Annotated in this window: 18 protein-coding genes; 6 read left to right on the plus strand and 12 right to left on the minus strand. The window is 45.4% G+C overall.

Going from position 1 to position 17,015, the window contains the following annotated elements; translation table 11 throughout:
• Positions 1–106 precede the first annotated feature (106 nt).
• Complete coding sequence (locus Q7V21_RS11460) at positions 107–1,318, plus strand: argininosuccinate synthase (protein ID WP_304917424.1); 1,212 nt, start codon at positions 107–109, stop codon at positions 1,316–1,318.
• A 25-nt stretch (positions 1,319–1,343) separates the two neighbouring features.
• The gene (locus Q7V21_RS11465) at positions 1,344–2,381 is read left to right on the plus strand and encodes a GGDEF domain-containing protein (protein ID WP_304917425.1); all 1,038 of its coding nucleotides are present in this window, start codon (positions 1,344–1,346) and stop codon (positions 2,379–2,381) included.
• On the opposite strand, the gene Q7V21_RS11470 is transcribed toward Q7V21_RS11465, so the two are convergent.
• Genes Q7V21_RS11470 through purB form a run of 4 tightly spaced genes read right to left on the minus strand, consistent with a single transcriptional unit; the run spans position 2,382 to position 5,654 of the window.
• Positions 2,382–2,984 carry a nitroreductase family protein gene (locus tag Q7V21_RS11470; RefSeq protein ID WP_304917426.1) on the minus strand — a complete coding sequence of 201 codons (603 nt, stop codon included), beginning with the start codon at positions 2,982–2,984 and terminating at the stop codon, positions 2,382–2,384. It lies immediately after the preceding gene.
• Between the two features lie 16 nt (positions 2,985–3,000).
• Positions 3,001–3,783 carry a secretin N-terminal domain-containing protein gene (locus Q7V21_RS11475; RefSeq protein WP_304917427.1) on the minus strand — a complete coding sequence of 261 codons (783 nt, stop codon included), beginning with the start codon at positions 3,781–3,783 and terminating at the stop codon, positions 3,001–3,003.
• On the minus strand, positions 3,780–4,286 hold the full coding sequence (locus Q7V21_RS11480) for a hypothetical protein (protein WP_304917428.1): 507 nt from the start codon (positions 4,284–4,286) through the stop codon (positions 3,780–3,782). The genes Q7V21_RS11475 and Q7V21_RS11480 overlap by 4 nt, the downstream gene beginning before the upstream one ends.
• A complete protein-coding gene (gene purB / locus Q7V21_RS11485) occupies positions 4,287–5,654 on the minus strand; it encodes an adenylosuccinate lyase (RefSeq protein ID WP_304917429.1) in 1,368 nt (455 codons plus the stop codon). It abuts the gene before it with no gap.
• A gap of 139 nt (positions 5,655–5,793) precedes the next feature.
• On the opposite strand from purB, the gene acnB reads away from it, so the two are divergent.
• The gene (gene acnB / locus Q7V21_RS11490; protein WP_304917430.1) at positions 5,794–8,331 is read left to right on the plus strand and encodes a bifunctional aconitate hydratase 2/2-methylisocitrate dehydratase; all 2,538 of its coding nucleotides are present in this window, start codon (positions 5,794–5,796) and stop codon (positions 8,329–8,331) included.
• Positions 8,332–8,395: 64 nt separating this feature from the next.
• On the opposite strand, the gene hflD is transcribed toward acnB, so the two are convergent.
• The 4 genes from hflD to Q7V21_RS11510 are packed head-to-tail and all read right to left on the minus strand — an operon-like array spanning position 8,396 to position 11,127.
• Positions 8,396–9,028, minus strand: coding sequence for a high frequency lysogenization protein HflD (gene hflD / locus Q7V21_RS11495; protein WP_304917431.1), 633 nt, complete (start codon positions 9,026–9,028; stop codon positions 8,396–8,398).
• Entirely contained in the window at positions 9,025–10,128 is a 1,104-nt protein-coding gene (mnmA, locus tag Q7V21_RS11500) for a tRNA 2-thiouridine(34) synthase MnmA (protein WP_304917432.1), read from the minus strand. The genes hflD and mnmA overlap by 4 nt, the downstream gene beginning before the upstream one ends.
• A gap of 2 nt (positions 10,129–10,130) precedes the next feature.
• Positions 10,131–10,508 (minus strand): NUDIX hydrolase, encoded by a 378-nt coding sequence (locus Q7V21_RS11505; RefSeq protein ID WP_304917433.1) that lies wholly within the window; start codon positions 10,506–10,508, stop codon positions 10,131–10,133.
• Positions 10,429–11,127, minus strand: a complete 699-nt coding sequence (locus Q7V21_RS11510; RefSeq protein WP_304917434.1) for a pseudouridine synthase — start codon at positions 11,125–11,127, stop codon at positions 10,429–10,431. The genes Q7V21_RS11505 and Q7V21_RS11510 overlap by 80 nt, the downstream gene beginning before the upstream one ends.
• A gap of 57 nt (positions 11,128–11,184) precedes the next feature.
• Here Q7V21_RS11510 and icd point away from each other — a divergent pair, with 57 nt between their 5' ends.
• From icd to Q7V21_RS11525, 3 genes are all read left to right on the plus strand, one after another.
• Complete coding sequence (icd, locus tag Q7V21_RS11515) at positions 11,185–12,438, plus strand: NADP-dependent isocitrate dehydrogenase (RefSeq protein WP_304917435.1); 1,254 nt, start codon at positions 11,185–11,187, stop codon at positions 12,436–12,438.
• 9 nt (positions 12,439–12,447) lie between these two features.
• Entirely contained in the window at positions 12,448–12,930 is a 483-nt protein-coding gene (locus Q7V21_RS11520) for a peptidylprolyl isomerase (protein WP_304917436.1), read from the plus strand.
• A gap of 69 nt (positions 12,931–12,999) precedes the next feature.
• Positions 13,000–13,908 carry a D-hexose-6-phosphate mutarotase gene (locus Q7V21_RS11525; protein WP_304917437.1) on the plus strand — a complete coding sequence of 303 codons (909 nt, stop codon included), beginning with the start codon at positions 13,000–13,002 and terminating at the stop codon, positions 13,906–13,908.
• Here the strand turns inward: Q7V21_RS11525 and Q7V21_RS11530 are convergent.
• The 4 genes from Q7V21_RS11530 to purM are packed head-to-tail and all read right to left on the minus strand — an operon-like array spanning position 13,905 to position 16,936.
• Positions 13,905–14,510, minus strand: coding sequence for an NUDIX domain-containing protein (locus Q7V21_RS11530; protein WP_304917438.1), 606 nt, complete (start codon positions 14,508–14,510; stop codon positions 13,905–13,907). The two genes, Q7V21_RS11525 and Q7V21_RS11530, sit on opposite strands and share 4 nt — an antisense overlap.
• 27 nt (positions 14,511–14,537) lie before the next feature.
• Positions 14,538–15,239 carry a DUF3108 domain-containing protein gene (locus Q7V21_RS11535; protein ID WP_304917439.1) on the minus strand — a complete coding sequence of 234 codons (702 nt, stop codon included), beginning with the start codon at positions 15,237–15,239 and terminating at the stop codon, positions 14,538–14,540.
• Positions 15,240–15,287: 48 nt separating this feature from the next.
• Entirely contained in the window at positions 15,288–15,878 is a 591-nt protein-coding gene (gene purN / locus Q7V21_RS11540) for a phosphoribosylglycinamide formyltransferase (protein WP_304917440.1), read from the minus strand.
• A complete protein-coding gene (purM, locus tag Q7V21_RS11545) occupies positions 15,875–16,936 on the minus strand; it encodes a phosphoribosylformylglycinamidine cyclo-ligase (RefSeq protein ID WP_304917441.1) in 1,062 nt (353 codons plus the stop codon). The genes purN and purM overlap by 4 nt, the downstream gene beginning before the upstream one ends.
• Positions 16,937–17,015 lie beyond the last annotated feature (79 nt).

Consider the following 17,015-nt stretch of genomic DNA (forward strand, 5'->3'; position numbering starts at 1 on the left):
GTAAAGGTGATAAACGCCAGTCAGCAAGAGAAGTGCTTGCTTTACGCGGATTTTGATACAATAACGCACCAATTTTTAATTTCTTCGATACAGGATTTCTTCCCCCATGTCTGACATCAAAAAAGTCGTATTAGCCTATTCTGGTGGCCTCGATACTTCAGTTATTCTCAAATGGTTACAAGATAAATATCAATGTGAAGTAGTGACTTTTACAGCTGATCTTGGCCAGGGTGAAGAGGTCGAACCGGCTCGTGCTAAAGCTCAATCTTTAGGTATTAAAGAAATTTATATTGAAGATTTGCGCGAAGAATTCGCTCGCAATTATGTTTTCCCGATGTTCCGTGCCAATGCCATTTATGAAGGTGAATACCTGTTAGGTACTTCAATAGCACGTCCATTAATTGCTAAACGTTTGGTCGAGATCGCTGCTCAAACCGGCGCTGAAGCTGTATCACATGGCGCAACAGGTAAAGGGAATGATCAAGTTCGTTTTGAACTTGGTGCTTACGGCCTGAATCCAAACATTAAAGTCATCGCCCCTTGGCGTGAATGGGATCTGTTATCCCGTCAGAAACTGCTGGATTATGCAGAAAAGCATGGTATTCCAGTAGAAATGAAACAAGGCAAAAAATCACCTTATTCCATGGATGCCAACTTGCTGCATATTTCTTATGAGGGCGGCATTCTGGAAGACCCATGGGCAGAAGCTGAAGAAACCATGTGGCGTTGGTCAGTATCACCTGAAAATGCACCAGATAAAGCGACGTATCTGGAACTTAGCTATGAGAAAGGCGATATCGTTGCTATCAATGGCGAACGCATGTCGCCTGCACAAGTAATGACGTATTTGAACAAAGTTGCTGGTGAAAACGGTGTAGGAAGACTGGATATTGTTGAAAACCGCTATGTAGGCATGAAGTCACGTGGTTGTTATGAAACTCCGGCCGGTACCGTCATGTTACGTGCACATCGTGCGATTGAATCTCTTACCTTGGACCGTGAAGTCGCTCACTTGAAAGATGAATTGATGCCACGTTATGCCAGCATGATTTATAACGGCTACTGGTGGGCACCAGAACGTCTGATGATGCAGACAATGATAGATGCATCACAGCATAGCGTGAACGGTGATGTCAGAATCAAACTGTACAAAGGTAACGTCACTGTAGTCGGCAGACAATCAGCTACAGACAGCCTGTTTGATGAGTCGATTGCCACATTTGAAGACGATGCTGGTGCGTATAACCAGAAGGATGCAGAAGGATTTATCAAGCTTAATGCACTACGATTGAAAATAGCAGGGAAGAAGAAAAAATAGGCACAAGGGACTTGCCGGAGAGATTATGAAATACAGTGAGCAAGATGAGCGCACATCAGAGTGGATGCGATTAGCGCTTTCAAAAATGAAACATTACGATATTGCTCCGACGCCGGCGAATTATGCCTTATGGTTTGAGTATGTGTCTGGTACCAACCTGTCTTTGACTGAAGCCGTAGATAATGAAATTGAACTGACTGGAAAGCTGACTGCACAACAATGTCATTTGTTGTACGAACAGTTTTTTGATGATGATAAAGATCGAGCGGCTATGTTTGAAATGCGCCAGGAACTGGCGCGTTTGCTTAAACAGGTGCTGAATTATGTCTATACCGGTGTAACGACAACCGGTCGTAGCAACAGCCATTTGCAAAGCATGCTAAGTCGTTTGCAACCTGACTTAAATCGTCAGCAACTGCATACCCTTATTGAAGAAGTGCTTATAGAAACTCGCCTGGCCGTCTCGTCAGGCGAATTACTTAATGAGCAACTGAACGGGGCAATGACTGAAGTTGCGGCTTTGAAAAAAGAGTTAAATGAATCTCGACGCGAAGCGATAACAGATAGTTTGACTGGTCTTGCCAATCGTAAACATTTTGATGAATTGATTCATCAAATGACCCGCGATGCTGATCAGAATGGTATGGATGTGTCTGTCATCTTTACGGATGTGGATATGTTCAGCACCATAAATGAAAAGCATGGTCAATTAGTCGGTGATCAGGTGTTAAGAGTGATCGCCGAACTGATGAAAACATCGTTGAAAGGCCGGGATCTGGTTGCCCGCTATGGCGGTGAGGAATTTGCTGTCATTCTGCCCAATACCAGTATGCAGAATGCACGTATTCTTGCTGATACTATTCGTCAGGATCTTGCCAGTAAACGTATTCAACGCAAGGATACTCGTGAACCCTTAGGCACGATTACTATGTCATTTGGTGTTGCACGTTATGTGCCGGGAGAGGGTGTGGATAGCTTTTTGCAAAGGGTTGATCGCGCTGTTTATCTAGCCAAACGGCGTGGGCGCAACAACGTCTGTGATGCGCCACCGCCGATTATCTGATTAAAAACTATCGGTAAAAAACACTTCCTCGAGCGGTAATTGACCAGCTCGGGGACGTGCATCTTGCAACTTTTTACCAACGGTAATCATCATCACAATAATATGATCGTGTGGCAGGTTGATGATGCGGGCGACTTTATCAAAATCAAAGCCATCCATCGGGCAGCTGTCATAGCCCATACCTTTCGCCATCAACATGATATTCATCGCTGCAATACTGGCTGAACGAACACATTCATCACGTTGACCTTGATGATGATTGGTGTAGTAATTTTCAATCGCTGGAAGAATGGCATTTTGAGCTGCTTGTGGCGCATGCTGCCAATAACGTTCAGGTTGTTTTTCCCAGGCATTCAAATCAGCACAAAGCACCAGTAATAATGAGGCATCAACTACTTGAGCCTGGCCCCAGGCAGCTTCAAGGACCTGTTGACGTTTTTCAGTATCCTGCACACGGACAAAACGCCAGTGTTGAATATTGAAAGCAGTTGGCGAAAGGATGGCATGCTCCATCAATTCATTCACTTCTGCTTCTGTCATTTGATGTGCCGGGTCATAATGTTTGACCGAGCGACGAGTTTGAATCGCTTCTTTTATATCCATTGTTTTACAGGGGTACTCAGTTAAGTTCGATTTTCAGATACAGCCATTGTTGTTGATCCTGATGGCTGCGATAGGTTTTAGCATTTTGTTGTTGGCGATATTGTTCACCAATCTGCCCAATCAATATCCACTGATTAACAGGACCCGTGACTGAGGTAAGCAGACTGGTTGTGGTGATATCACCATTACGCTGCATTTTGGAAAATAATGGCAGGATATCGACGCGGGCTTGTTGATTGCCGAGAATGTTTACTCTTGCCTGAAAGCCATTATCCAGTTGAATGTACTGAGTCGATTCCTGAACTGCAATACCACCATGTGGGTAAAAAATAAGCTGTTGCTGCCTGTCAGCGATGGCTTTACCCATTTGAATATCAATGGGCTGACCGGCAATGCCACGTGCCTGATATTGCTGATCCCGCTCATGGCTGTCACGGGTTGACCAGCGTTTTATTTCAACAGATGACTTTTCGGGGTTCTCTAAATCAATATTTAACCGGTCATCAGCAAAACGATCATCATTGAGTTGCTGTTGGGTACGCAGTACCGTGACGGTCAGACTTTGCTGCCGGCTATCAAGTTGTTTAACCAGACGCTCAATTTCCTGAAAACTTTGTGTCGAGCTTTTGATAATCAACAGGTTATCGTGACCATTGATTGTGGTGTAGTTATCCACCATCGGTTCAATCATCGGCAATATTTCTGCTGCCAACCTATGTTGCAAGGTAATGGTTCTGATTTGATCAGCATAAGCAGGTAACGCTAGCAATAGAAACGCTATCGAATAAATAATTTTCATAAAAATAACCGCCTTGTCGCCACATCCGCAGAGCTATGATTCCAGTACTCTTCAAACTGTTGTTTAAGTTCACGTACTGTCATTGGATCGTGCAGATTCGCCTGTCCCAGATATCGTTGATTATTAAGACAACGCAAATAGCCGGAATCATCCACGAGTAACACAATATTTTTTGGCTGTTGGTGCTTGTCGGACAGGATATTCACACTGATCGAACTGGTGAGTTTAGCGATTAACGGTAATAGTCGATGTGAGTTAATGATGCTGCTTTGCGTTTCATCAACCAAAAATCTAATCTGCGTCCGGCGGCTGCTAATACAAAGCTGTTTGATGCACTCAATAATCGCAACGTTGTCGAGTAATACTGAATCCAGTTGACTACCAACAAAACAAATTTCGCGCCGGGCAGATTCTACCAATGCCAAGGCAGCCGCAGCCGCCTCATGTTTCCCATCAAACGCTATGATTTGATTGGCGTCGGCATTGGTGATTCGGTCACTCATCTAGCAGTTTTTTGCCTGTTCAATGGCATTACCGATGTAGCTGGCAGGTGTCATATCCTTTAATGCAAACTTCGCAGCATCAGGTAACTCCAGGGTGTCAATAAACTCATGCATAATCTGTTTATTGACTCGCTGGCCACGAGTTAATTCTTTAAGTTTTTCGTATGGGTTTTCAATGCCATATCGACGCATTACTGTTTGGATTGGCTCAGCCAATAACTCCCAGTTGGCATCCAAATCGGCAGCCATGGCTTCTGGTGCAGCTTCAAGCTTGCTGATACCTTTCAGTGCTGAGCTGTAAGCCAGTAAAGAGTGAGCAAAGCCAACACCGATATTACGTAAAACAGTAGAGTCGGTCAGATCGCGCTGCCAGCGTGAAATGGGCAGTTTCATCGCCATATGATCGAAAGTCGCATTGGCAATACCCAGGTTACCTTCGGCATTTTCAAAATCAATCGGATTGACTTTATGCGGCATGGTAGAAGAGCCGATTTCGCCTTTTACGGTTCTTTGTTTGAAATAGCCAATCGAAATATAGCTCCAGACATCACGACAGAAATCCATCAACACCGTGTTAAAACGAATCATGGCCTGGAACAGTTCGGCCACATAATCATGAGGTTCTATCTGAGTTGTATATTTGTTCCAGCGCAGACCCAGTCCGGTGACAAAGGCATTGGCCATCATTGGCCAGTCGATATTCGGGTAAGCAGCATAATGTGCATTATAGTTACCCACCGCGCCGTTCATTTTTCCGTATAACAATACCGCCGCAACATGGGTGCGTTGCAGTTCCAGACGTTTCACGACATTGGCCAGCTCTTTACCTAAAGTAGTAGGAGAAGCCGGTTGACCATGGGTACGAGACATCATTGGCGTTTCAGCCTGCTCCAGAGCCAGTTTTTTCAGGGCGCCAATCAGCGTGTCCATTTCCGGCAGAATAACCTGCTCACGGGCATTTTTAAGCATGATGCCGTAGGCAGTGTTATTGATATCTTCCGAGGTGCAGGCAAAATGCACAAACTCATTAACGGCATCCAGCTCAGCATTGTTTTTGAATTTACGTTTAATGAAGTATTCAACCGCTTTCACATCGTGGTTAGTTTCACGTTCAATCGCTTTGATTTCAGCAGCATCTTCCACCGAAAAATTCGTCATCAAGTCGTTAAGAAACTGTTCGGCGGTTTCACTTAATTTAGGGACTTCCTGGATATCCGCATTAGCGCCGAGCAAATGCAACCAGCGGCATTCAACTTCAACACGAGCTCGCAGCAGACCATACTCACTGAAATAGGGGCGTAGCGCCTTGGTTTTATCGGCATAACGACCATCAACTGGTGAGATGGCAGTAAGAGCGGTTAATTCCATGAAAACTCCATTACAAAATAAGCTGAAAATTGGCCGAAATTATAGCAGAACTCGCCTATATTTCTGGATTTGATTCAGTTTGCTTTGTGAATTTGCGTTAAAATAGCGTCCATCTTGGTCTTAACTTCGGAGCGTTTTCGTGCTGCTAGAATATCAAAAACATGTTGATGAGCGGGCTGCAGAGGGTTTGCCAGCTTTACCCCTGGATGCAAAACAAGTGTCTGACATCATTGAAGGGCTTAAACAACCACAAAATGGCGACAGCGAAGCGTTACTCGAATTGCTGGTGCATCGCGTTCCACCTGGTGTGGATAAAGCGGCCTATGTCAAAGCAGGTTTCCTTGCTGCTATTGCCAAACAGGAAACCCAATGTGATTTGATAACCCCTGTTCGGGCGACTGAATTACTTGGCACGATGATGGGCGGATACAACATTCATCCATTAATCGAACTACTGGACTATGACGCTACTGCCGAAGCCGCGCAGACTGCACTATCCAAAATAGTGATGGTTTATGACGCCTATCATGACATCGTTGAAAAAGCTAAAACCAATGTATATGCACAACGCGTTTTACAGTCCTGGGCTGAAGCTGAATGGTTTTTATCCCGGCCACAACTGGCTGAGTCAATCACGCTTACCGTATTTAAGGTTCCCGGTGAAACCAATACCGATGACTTATCTCCAGCAACCGAAGCATGGAGTCGTCCGGATATTCCGTTACATGCCAAAGCCATGCTGGTCAGCAAAATGCCTGGCGCTTTGGATACCATCATCACATTGAAAGAAAAAGGCTATCCATTAGCCTATGTTGGTGATGTGGTCGGTACCGGGTCTTCACGTAAATCTGCCATTAACTCAGTACTCTGGCATATGGGCCATGATGTGCCGTTTGTACCTAATAAACGCCAGGGTGGGGTTATTTTAGGCAACAATATCGCACCGATTTTCTTTAATACTGCAGAAGATTCCGGTGCGCTGCCAATCGAATGTAATGTCGATAAGCTAGAGATGGGTGATGTGATCACCATCAAGCCGTATGAAGGTAAAATCTATAACCAGGCGGGTGAAGTTGTTTCTGAATTTACTTTGCGTCCAACCACGATTGCAGATGAAGTACGTGCCGGTGGCCGTATTCCATTAATCATTGGTCGCGGATTAACCGATAAGTCACGCGATACGCTGGGCATGCCAGCTTCCTCGGTGTTTATGCGTCCGGTAGAACCTGTACATAGTGATAAAGGTTTTACCTTGGCACAGAAGATGGTGGGGGTAGCTTGCGGTGTTGAGGGTGTGCGTCCAGGTGCCTATTGCGAACCCAAAGTGACCACCGTCGGCTCTCAGGATACAACCGGTGCGATGACTCGTGATGAGTTGAAAGAACTGGCCTGTCTCGGATTTTCATCTGATTTGGTGATGCAGTCCTTCTGCCATACAGCGGCTTATCCAAAACCGGTTGATATTAAATTGCAGCATGAGTTACCGGAATTTATCAGTACCCGTGGCGGTGTCTCATTGCGCCCTGGTGATGGGGTTATCCACTCCTGGTTGAACCGGATGATTTTGCCAGATACCGTCGGTACCGGTGGTGATTCACATACCCGTTTCCCTATTGGTATCAGCTTTCCTGCAGGTTCAGGTTTAGTAGCATTTGCTGCCGCACTGGGGGTTATGCCGTTAGATATGCCTGAATCCGTTTTGGTACGCTTTAAAGGTGAAATGCAGCCGGGTATTACCTTACGTGACCTGGTTAACGCCATTCCGTATGCAGCCATTCAAAAAGGCTTACTGACGGTTGAGAAGAAAGGTAAGAAAAATATCTTTAACGGTCGCGTTTTGGAAATTGAAGGTCTGCCAGATCTGAAAGTCGAACAGGCCTTTGAATTATCAGATGCCTCAGCAGAGCGCAGTGCCAATGGTTGTACCGTAAGATTAAATAAAGAACCGATCATCGAGTTTTTAAATTCCAACATTTCATTAATGGAATGGATGATTGCGGAAGGTTATGCCGATGCCAGAACCTTGCAACGTCGTATTGATGCGATGCGTGCATGGCTGGCTGATCCGCAATTGCTCGAACCGGATGCCGATGCGGAATATGCCGCCATAATCGAAATTGATTTAAATGAAATCAAAGAACCATTACTGGCATGTCCAAATGATCCGGATGATATCAAACCGTTATCCGAAGTAGCGGGTGCCAAAATAGATGAGGTCTTTATCGGCTCATGCATGACCAATATTGGTCATTATCGGGCAGCCGGTAAAGTGCTGGAAAAAATGGGTAATCTACCGGTCAAACTCTGGGTTGCTCCACCGACTAAAATGGATCAGCACCAACTGACACAAGAGGGTATCTACAGCATTTTCGGCCGGGTCGGCGCGCGTACTGAAACACCGGGCTGTTCATTGTGTATGGGTAATCAGGCACGTGTTGCTGATAATGCCACGGTGGTTTCAACTTCCACCCGCAACTTCCCGAATCGCTTGGGTAATGGTGCAGATGTATATTTATCTTCTGCTGAACTTGCCGCTGTAGTCGCCAGTTTAGGTCGTATCCCAACGGTTGCTGAATATATGGAAAAAGTTGCTGGCATTCAGCCGATGGCTAATGAGATCTACCGTTATCTTAACTTTAATGAGCTGGAACATTATCAGCGCGCTAAAGCCAGTTAATCTGGTAGAACGCGGTAACAAAAAAGGGCTGTAAAAACAGCCCTTTTTTATATCTGAAAATATGTCAGGATTGAGCGTGTAATTCTGTTGCGGCCTGCAATAATTTATTACTCTGCAATAAAAACTGCCAGCGTCTGCCGCCTTTTTGCTGCCACAGCACGGCTGCGCGAATGCCAGTTAACAGCAGGGCACGGATACGATTTACATTATCAGCCTGTTGCAGATAAGTGGAATCGCCAAATACCTGAATACGTGGAGTAAGTTCACTGACTGTGCGTTGATAAATATCGGCAAAGCGGGCAATAACCTGGGAACTGGTAATACTGCCAAAATATTCGATTTGTTGAGGGATCTGTTCCAGTTCACGGGTGATCAGATCCAGCATGGCTGGGCGTTTTGCCAGTTTGCGCTGTAAATGCAAAATGCCAATTGCATAACGTAATACCACGATATCACCGGGCTCTTTGCGTTTGGAGAGTTGCTGATTGAACTGACGCAGACCGGTTTTTAAATTACTGATGCCACCGTAAACCGACTCGGTATCCGGAGCATCCATCACCATCAGGCTTTGTAGCATGGTCTGCATATCATCGTTATTGACCTGACCCGTTTCGGCAATCTGCTTTACTAGTGTAACTGCCTGCATAATGGCCGAGAGGGCGATTACCCGATCATGAATGATTGTTTTCTGCTTCATGGATGCATTCCCGGCGCGTTAGTATCGACAATAATGCCACCGCCCAGGCAAAGATCATCCTGATAAAAAACCACCGATTGACCTGGTGTGACAGCACGTTGTTTTTCATCAAATTCAACCTGAATATTGCCATCTTCATCTTGAGTGATAACACAGGCTTGGTCTGGTTGACGATAACGGGTTTTGGCGCTGGCACGACAAGGAAATTCGGGTGCTTCGCCAGCAACCCATGAAAGCTGTTCAGCAGTCAGTTTATTACTGTAAAGCCATTCATGTTCGCCTTGAACAACATATAAAATACGCTTTTCCATATCCTTGCCAGCGACAAACCACGGCTCGCCGCTGCTATCTTTGCGGCCACCAATACCCAGACCTTGGCGTTGTCCCAGTGTGTAATACATCAAACCGGCATGCTCACCGATTTTTTCACCTTCAGGGGTACGCATTTCACCTGGTTGAGCTGGAATATAACGCCCGAGAAATTCCCGGAAACGTCGTTCACCGATAAAGCAGATCCCGGTACTGTCTTTTTTATCATGATTAATAAAACCGGCTTTTTCGGCAATTTCGCGCACTTCGGTTTTTGGCAGCTCGCCCAGCGGAAACAGGGTACGGGACAGTTGCGCCTGACCAAGTGTATAGAGGAAATAACTTTGGTCTTTGGTGTTGTCCAGACCTTTTAATAACTGAAATTTGCCATCGTGTTCACGAACCCGGGCGTAATGACCGGTGGCAATCAGGTAACCACCCAACTCCATGGCATGATCCAAAAAGGCTTTAAATTTGATTTCACGATTACACAGAATATCGGGATTCGGAGTACGACCAGCCTGATATTCCTCAAGAAAATGTTTGAACACATAATCCCAGTATTCCATGGCGAAATTGGCTTCATGAAATACAATGCCAACTTTATCAGCGACTGATTGTGCGTCTTTACGATCTTCTTCTACGGTGCATTCGCTTTCATCGGCATAGTCGACCCAATTTTTCATAAACAGACCCTCAACCTCAAAGCCTTGTTGTTTAAGCAACAAAGCCGAGACAGAGGAGTCCACGCCACCAGACAGGCCGACGACTATTTTTTTGTGTTCAGACATAATTAATCAGTTAATAAATCAAGTGGAAAGCGTTTACCGGCAAGATAATCCTGCAAACATTGCTCGACTAATGGACTGCGAAACTGCGATCGACGTTGTTGGATCGTATCGGCATCCAGCCAAACGGCCTGATGGATATCGGTATCCAAAGGTCTATCCAGTTGCTCACCTAAACTTCCGGTAAAGCAGAATCGGATATAGGTATTTTGTGATGGCTGATGTCGCCATCGATAAATACCAATCAACGATTCAGGAGTGAATTGCCAGGCGGTTTCTTCGAGTGTTTCACGAATAACGGCCTCAATCAGGCTTTCGCCGTCTTCGAGATGGCCGGCTGGCTGGTTGAGTTTGAGTTCGCTGCCGATCATTTCTTCGACCATCAGAAATTGCTGGTCGCGTTCTATTACGGCGGCTACGGTGGTTCTTGGAGTCCAAATCATCGGCATATTTTATCACGGTCTGAAAATTAACTTCGCGCCATTGTCCGGGTTGCAGGTCATTTATTTGCCAGGGACCGATAGCGGCACGGATCAATCTTAATGTCGGGTGTCCTACTGCCGCGGTCATTCGTCTCACCTGACGATTTTTGCCTTCGCTGATTTGTAACTCCAACCACTGCGTGGGAATGGCTTGCCGAAACCTTACCGGTGGATGTCTTTCCCATACATTCGGAGGATCCATCAGTTGAGCTTTAGCAGGTTTTGTCATGCCATCTTTTAACATGACACCTTGTTGTAATTGTTCGAGCGCAGCGGCATTCGGAATATTTTCGACCTGAACCCAGTAAGTTTTGCTTAATTTATGACGCGGATCGCTGATATGATGTTGCAATCGACCATCGTCGGTCAGCAATAATAAACCTTCACTGTCACGATCTAAACGTCCTGCCGGATAAACATCCGGTATATCAATATAGTCTTTGAGTGTATTTCGACCATCTTTGTCGTTGAATTGGGTCAGTACGTCATAAGGTTTATTAAACGCAATTAGTTTGGTCATGGTTATATCAGCGCCATAGATCATGTAAAATGCCACTTTTATTTTCAGGAGCCGTGCATGGCATATCAACACATTAGTGTACCGGAACAGGGTGCAGCCATCGGCGTTAATGCCGATTATTCATTAAATGTACCTAATCAACCGATTATCCCTTTTATTGAAGGCGATGGCATCGGTGTCGATATCACACCGGCAATGATTGATGTGATTGATGCAGCAGTGAACAAGGCCTATAACGGCGAACGTAAAATTTCCTGGATGGAAGTTTATGCCGGCGAGAAAGCCACTGAGCTTTATGGTGCAGATACGTATTTGCCAGAAGAGACCATTGATGCTTTGAGAGAATATTCAGTCTCTATCAAAGGTCCGTTAATGACCCCAGTAGGTGGCGGTATCCGTTCATTGAATGTGGCGCTACGCCAAACCCTGGATTTATATGTCTGTCAGCGTCCGGTGCGTTATTACCCCGGCACACCAAGCCCGGTTAAAGCGCCGGAAAATATCGATATGGTTATTTTCCGTGAGAACTCTGAAGATATTTATGCCGGTATTGAATGGGCGGCCGGTACAGCAGAAGTCCAAAAAGTCATCGACTTCCTGCGCAAAGAGATGGGTGTCAGCAAAATCCGTTTTCCGGAAACATCGGGCATTGGTATCAAACCGGTTTCTAAAGAAGGGACAGAGCGTCTAGTCCGCAAAGCGATTCAGTATGTTATCGACAATGACCGTGATTCATTGACCCTGGTACATAAGGGCAACATCATGAAGTTCACCGAAGGTGCCTTTAAACAGTGGGGTTATGATCTTGCTGAAAAAGAATTTGGTGCAACACCGTTGGATGGCGGTTCTTGGAAAACTTTTAACAATCCTAATACCGGTAAACAAATCATTATCAAAGATTCGATAGCCGATGCGTTTTTGCAGGAAATCCTGTTGCATCCTAAAGACTACGACGTGGTCGCGACATTGAATCTGAACGGTGATTATATTTCTGATGCGCTTGCTGCGCAGGTAGGCGGAATCGGTATCTCACCCGGCGCAAATTTAGCGGATGCGGTGGCTATGTTTGAGGCGACACACGGTACAGCACCAGCATTGGCTGGAAAAAACAGTGCGAATCCGTCATCATTAATCCTTTCAGCCGAAATGTTATTACGTCATCTAGGTTGGGTCGAAGCGGCAGATCTTGTCGTTTCCGGCGTCTCAGGCGCCATTTCAAATGCGCGTGTCACCGGTGATCTAGCTCAGGCTATTGGCGTCGATGCGTTGAGTTGTAGTGATTATGCTGCAGCTGTTATTCAAAACATGTAAGGAGTTTTCATGAAAGTTGCAGACAACAAAGTAGTTGTAATTGACTACACGCTAACCGACAACAGCGGCACAGTCATTGATAGTAGTGAAGGTGCCGGCCCGCTGGCGTATCTGCATGGCGCAGGCAATATTATTCCTGGTTTGGAAGATGCTCTGTTGGGTAAAGAAGCCGGCGATAAAGTTCAAGCCAGCATTGAACCTGCTAATGCCTATGGTGAACGCCATGAAGCATTAAAACAGGATGTACCTGCTGATCTGTTCAGTGGCGTAGACAACGTTGAAGTAGGCATGCAATTCCAGTCAGAAACCGAGCAAGGCCCGGTTTTAGTAACAGTTATTGCAATAAATAACGATACAGTTACCGTAGATGGCAATCATCCATTGGCCGGTGTTCATCTGAATTTTGATGTAGAAATTCGTGAAGTGCGTGAACCGAGTGCCGAAGAATTGGAACATGGCCATGTTCACGGTGAAGGTGGACATCACCACTAATTTTCTTTGTTTTTTTACGTTTCAAAGACGGGCATTGCGCCCGTCTTTTTGTTTCCGGCATAGAATTACATGCAAACTATCGAACAACTTGAACAACAATTTAGCATTCCCGGTCGCCTGGATTTTTCCATGGGGCCTTCCGAGTGTGTGATGATCAATATCAATACGCCGCATGCCAAGGCGCGTATAACAACGCAGGGCGCGCAGATTTTATCTTACCGCGCAGCGGATGCATTACATGATTTGTTGTTTTTGAGCCATTTGACTCGCTATGGTAATCGCCGGGCAATTCGTGGTGGTGTTCCTGTCTGTTGGCCATGGTTTGGCGCTGATCCCAGTGGTTTAGGCCGTCCAGCACATGGTTTTGCTCGCAATCGAGTGTGGGATGTTACCGATATTCAGCGGACTGAAAGTGACGGTATTGTGGTGACAATGCGCTTAACACCGGATCCGGTTGATGAGCCGTTATGGCGTTGTGCTTATAGTCTGGAAATGGTGATCGAGATTGGTGAACAGCTGACACTCTCTTTGACGACCAAAAATCTGGATAGCGAATGTTTTGTGATCTCTCAGGCATTACACACATATTTTGCCGTAGGGGATATTCATAAAACGCAGGTGAGGGGACTCGATAACCATCACTATCTTGATAAAGTTGAGAATTTCCGCGAAAAACTGCAGCAAGGTGAAATCTTTTTCAAAGGCGAAGTCGATAGAGTCTATCTGAATAACTCTGACAAACTATTTATTGAAGATAGTGATTGGGCGAGACGTATTGTGGTTGAAAGCTCCGGCTCAAATACCACTATAGTCTGGAATCCATGGGATCGCGTCACCAGCTTAAAAGACATGACAGATGATGCTTATCAGTATTTTGTCTGTGTTGAAACCGCCAATGCTGCAAATGACAGTATCAGCTTAGCCCCTGGTGAATCCCATACACTTTCCGCCTGTTATCGGATCATGCCGTTAAATTAGTCTGACCAGCGTCGACGCAATTCATCACGATGTAAGGCCAACCACTGTATTGCGATAATTGGAATAGCAGAAATAATCTTCCCGGCTTCAAGCAATTGATAAACCTGGTCGAAAGATAAAACGCTGACCGAAATATCTTCGTCTTCTTCATCCAGACCGTGTAAACCACCAATATGGGTGCTGTCTATTCGGCCGCAGAACAAATGCAGCAGTTCAGAAGTACCACCTGGTGAGGTAAAAAACTCGTTAATTTTTATCATCTCAAGAATTTCACAGCCAGATTCTTCCACGGCCTCACGGTAAGCGACCGATTCAGGCGTTTCACCTGGCTCAATTGCACCAGCGACAATTTCCAGCAACCACACACGCTCATCGTTTAACTGCAGGGCACCGGGACGGAACTGTTCAATAATGACCAAGGCATCTTTTTGCGGATCGTAAAGTAATACGGCCACACAATTTCCCCGATGAAATACTTCACGGGTGAGTGGGGCACTCCAGCCGCCCTTATATAAAGTATGTTTGACCGAAACAATTTTTAAACTAAAAAAACCGCTGTAGGCGGTTTTTTGTTCGATGATTTCAAATTGTTTTTTGCTCATCCGAATACCTGTTTTCTAACGAAAAGATTAGTTGCTTGGCTCAAATGCCGAATTTTGCATACCATCCAGACTACGAAGTATGGCGATAAATTTGGTGCCATCGGTTTCAATATGTTCAAGTTTAACCGGTAGATAACCCAGTTCAGGTGCACACCACAGTGTGGTTTCCCGATCTTTATCACTGTCACGATCACGTTGTCTGGTAAATTTGACAGTATCAATTTTGCCCAGCGGGGTAGAGATCGTTTCCTGTTCAAGCCGTTCGATCTGATAGTGCTTTATTCGTCCGCCATCAGCAATAAGATAGTTGTAAACTTTTTGGTTGGGATCTTCTAGTAAATCCAGACGAAGTTGCACTTGGTAAATATGTTTTTCCAGAGTGTCCGGTTTGATTTCCAGTTCCCAAGGATGCACTTTATCGTCAATTTGCACCTTGTTTGCCCGCCAATCAAAATCCATTCGCAGATATTTATCTTTTTTGCCGCCATTTCGTTGATAAAGGTATTGATGCGGTTTGATCTGTTGCTCTGCGAGTGTCCATAGACTGGTTTCTTTCACCGTATCACGCCTGAACATGGCAACGACACCTTTGGCTTTGGTGACCGAGCGGAAACGATGCAGTCCATCCGTCAGGGTTTCCAGTTGCTGCGTCAGCTCCCCCGCCTGCAGCCCATTCACTTCAATTTGATACTTTGCCGAATAATCATCAATGTCTTGGGCAAAAGACATTGATGACATCATGAAAAATAGTAAAAAATAAAAATAGCGCATGGATAATCAGCTCTGATGTTGTTGAATTAACAACCTTAAGGCATCGGGATATAGCTTATGTTCCTCAGTCAAGACTCTCGCTGCCAGTGTTTCTTCTGTATCACCCGCCAGAATCGGCACTTTAGCTTGTAATATGACTGGTCCTGCATCCAATTCTTCGGTCACAAAATGCACTGAAGCGCCATGTTCAGATTCACCTGCTTCGATTGCCCGTTTATGGGTATGCATGCCTTTAAACTTGGGCAGCAGCGATGGATGAATATTAATTAAACGATTGGCGTAATGCTGGACAAATGCAGCACTGAGAATACGCATAAAACCTGCAAGTACCACATAATCCGGATTAAAGGTATCAATCAAATCCATCAGCTTTTGATCAAATGCTTCACGACTGGTGAAGTTTTTATGATCCAGCGTTTCTGAGGTTATGCCAGCGCTTCTGGCAAAATCTAAGCCTGCTGCATCTGGACGATTACTGATAACAGCAGCGACTTCAGCATTTAATTTACCAGCCTGAATGGCATTCACAATCGATTGCATGTTACTGCCACGCCCTGAAATCAGGATGACAAGTTTTACCGTGACCGTGTTACTCATTTAATGATGACTTGTTCATCAGTATCAGTGGCTTCAATGTGACCAATGCGCATGGCGGTTTCACCGAGTGCTGTCAAAATTTGTACGGTCGCATCTGCATCCTGTTCTGCTACACACACCACCATACCTATACCATTATTGAAGGTGCGGTACATTTCGCGATCCACCACATTGCCATGCTGTTGCAGCCAATCAAATACCGCCGGTCTTTGCCAGCTTTTGCTATCAATAACGGCCGTTACATTTTTCGGTAACACACGTGGAATGTTTTCCAGTAAACCGCCACCGGTAATATGTGATAACGCATGAATAGTAATCTTTTCATGCAATTGCAATAATGACTTAACATAGATTCTAGTTGGAGCCAGTAGTTTCTCAGCTAGGGTCCCACCATCAAATGACATATTCAGATCAGCCTTACTGACCTCAATGATCTTACGAATCAATGAATAGCCATTAGAGTGTGGACCGGAAGAAGCAATACCGATAATGGCATCACCGGCTTTTACTTTTGAACCATCGATAATGTTATCTTTTTCAACAATACCGACACAGAACCCCGCCAAGTCAAAATCGCCTGCTTGATACATACTTGGCATTTCGGCTGTTTCACCACCGACCAGTGCCGCACCAGATTGCAGACAACCTTCAGCAATACCACTGACCACATCGGTGGCTACATCAATATCGAGTTTTCCGGTCGCATAATAGTCCAGAAAGAATAATGGCTCTGCGCCCAATACGGCGATATCGTTGACACACATGGCAACTAAATCGATACCAATGGTGTCATGTATTCCAGCTTCGATTGCCAGTCTTAATTTGGTGCCGACGCCATCTGTGCCAGAGACCAGAACCGGGTTTTTATATTTATCGAGAGGAAGTTCAAACAGACTACCGAAACCACCAAGGCCAGCCATAACACCGGGACGGCGGGTTTTTGCAGCTAAGGGTTTGATACGTTCGACAAGCGCATTGCCGGCCTCAATATCAACTCCGGCATCGCGGTAACTGAGAGCTTGGTTTGATTGGGTAGGTGGAACGACGGGATCGGTCATGCTGGCTTCCTGATTATTTGGACATCACACACAAAAAACAGCGTGTTAGAATACCACAATGCCTAGATTATTTTTCTCA

It is taken from the genome of Methylophaga sp. (assembly GCF_030651745.1).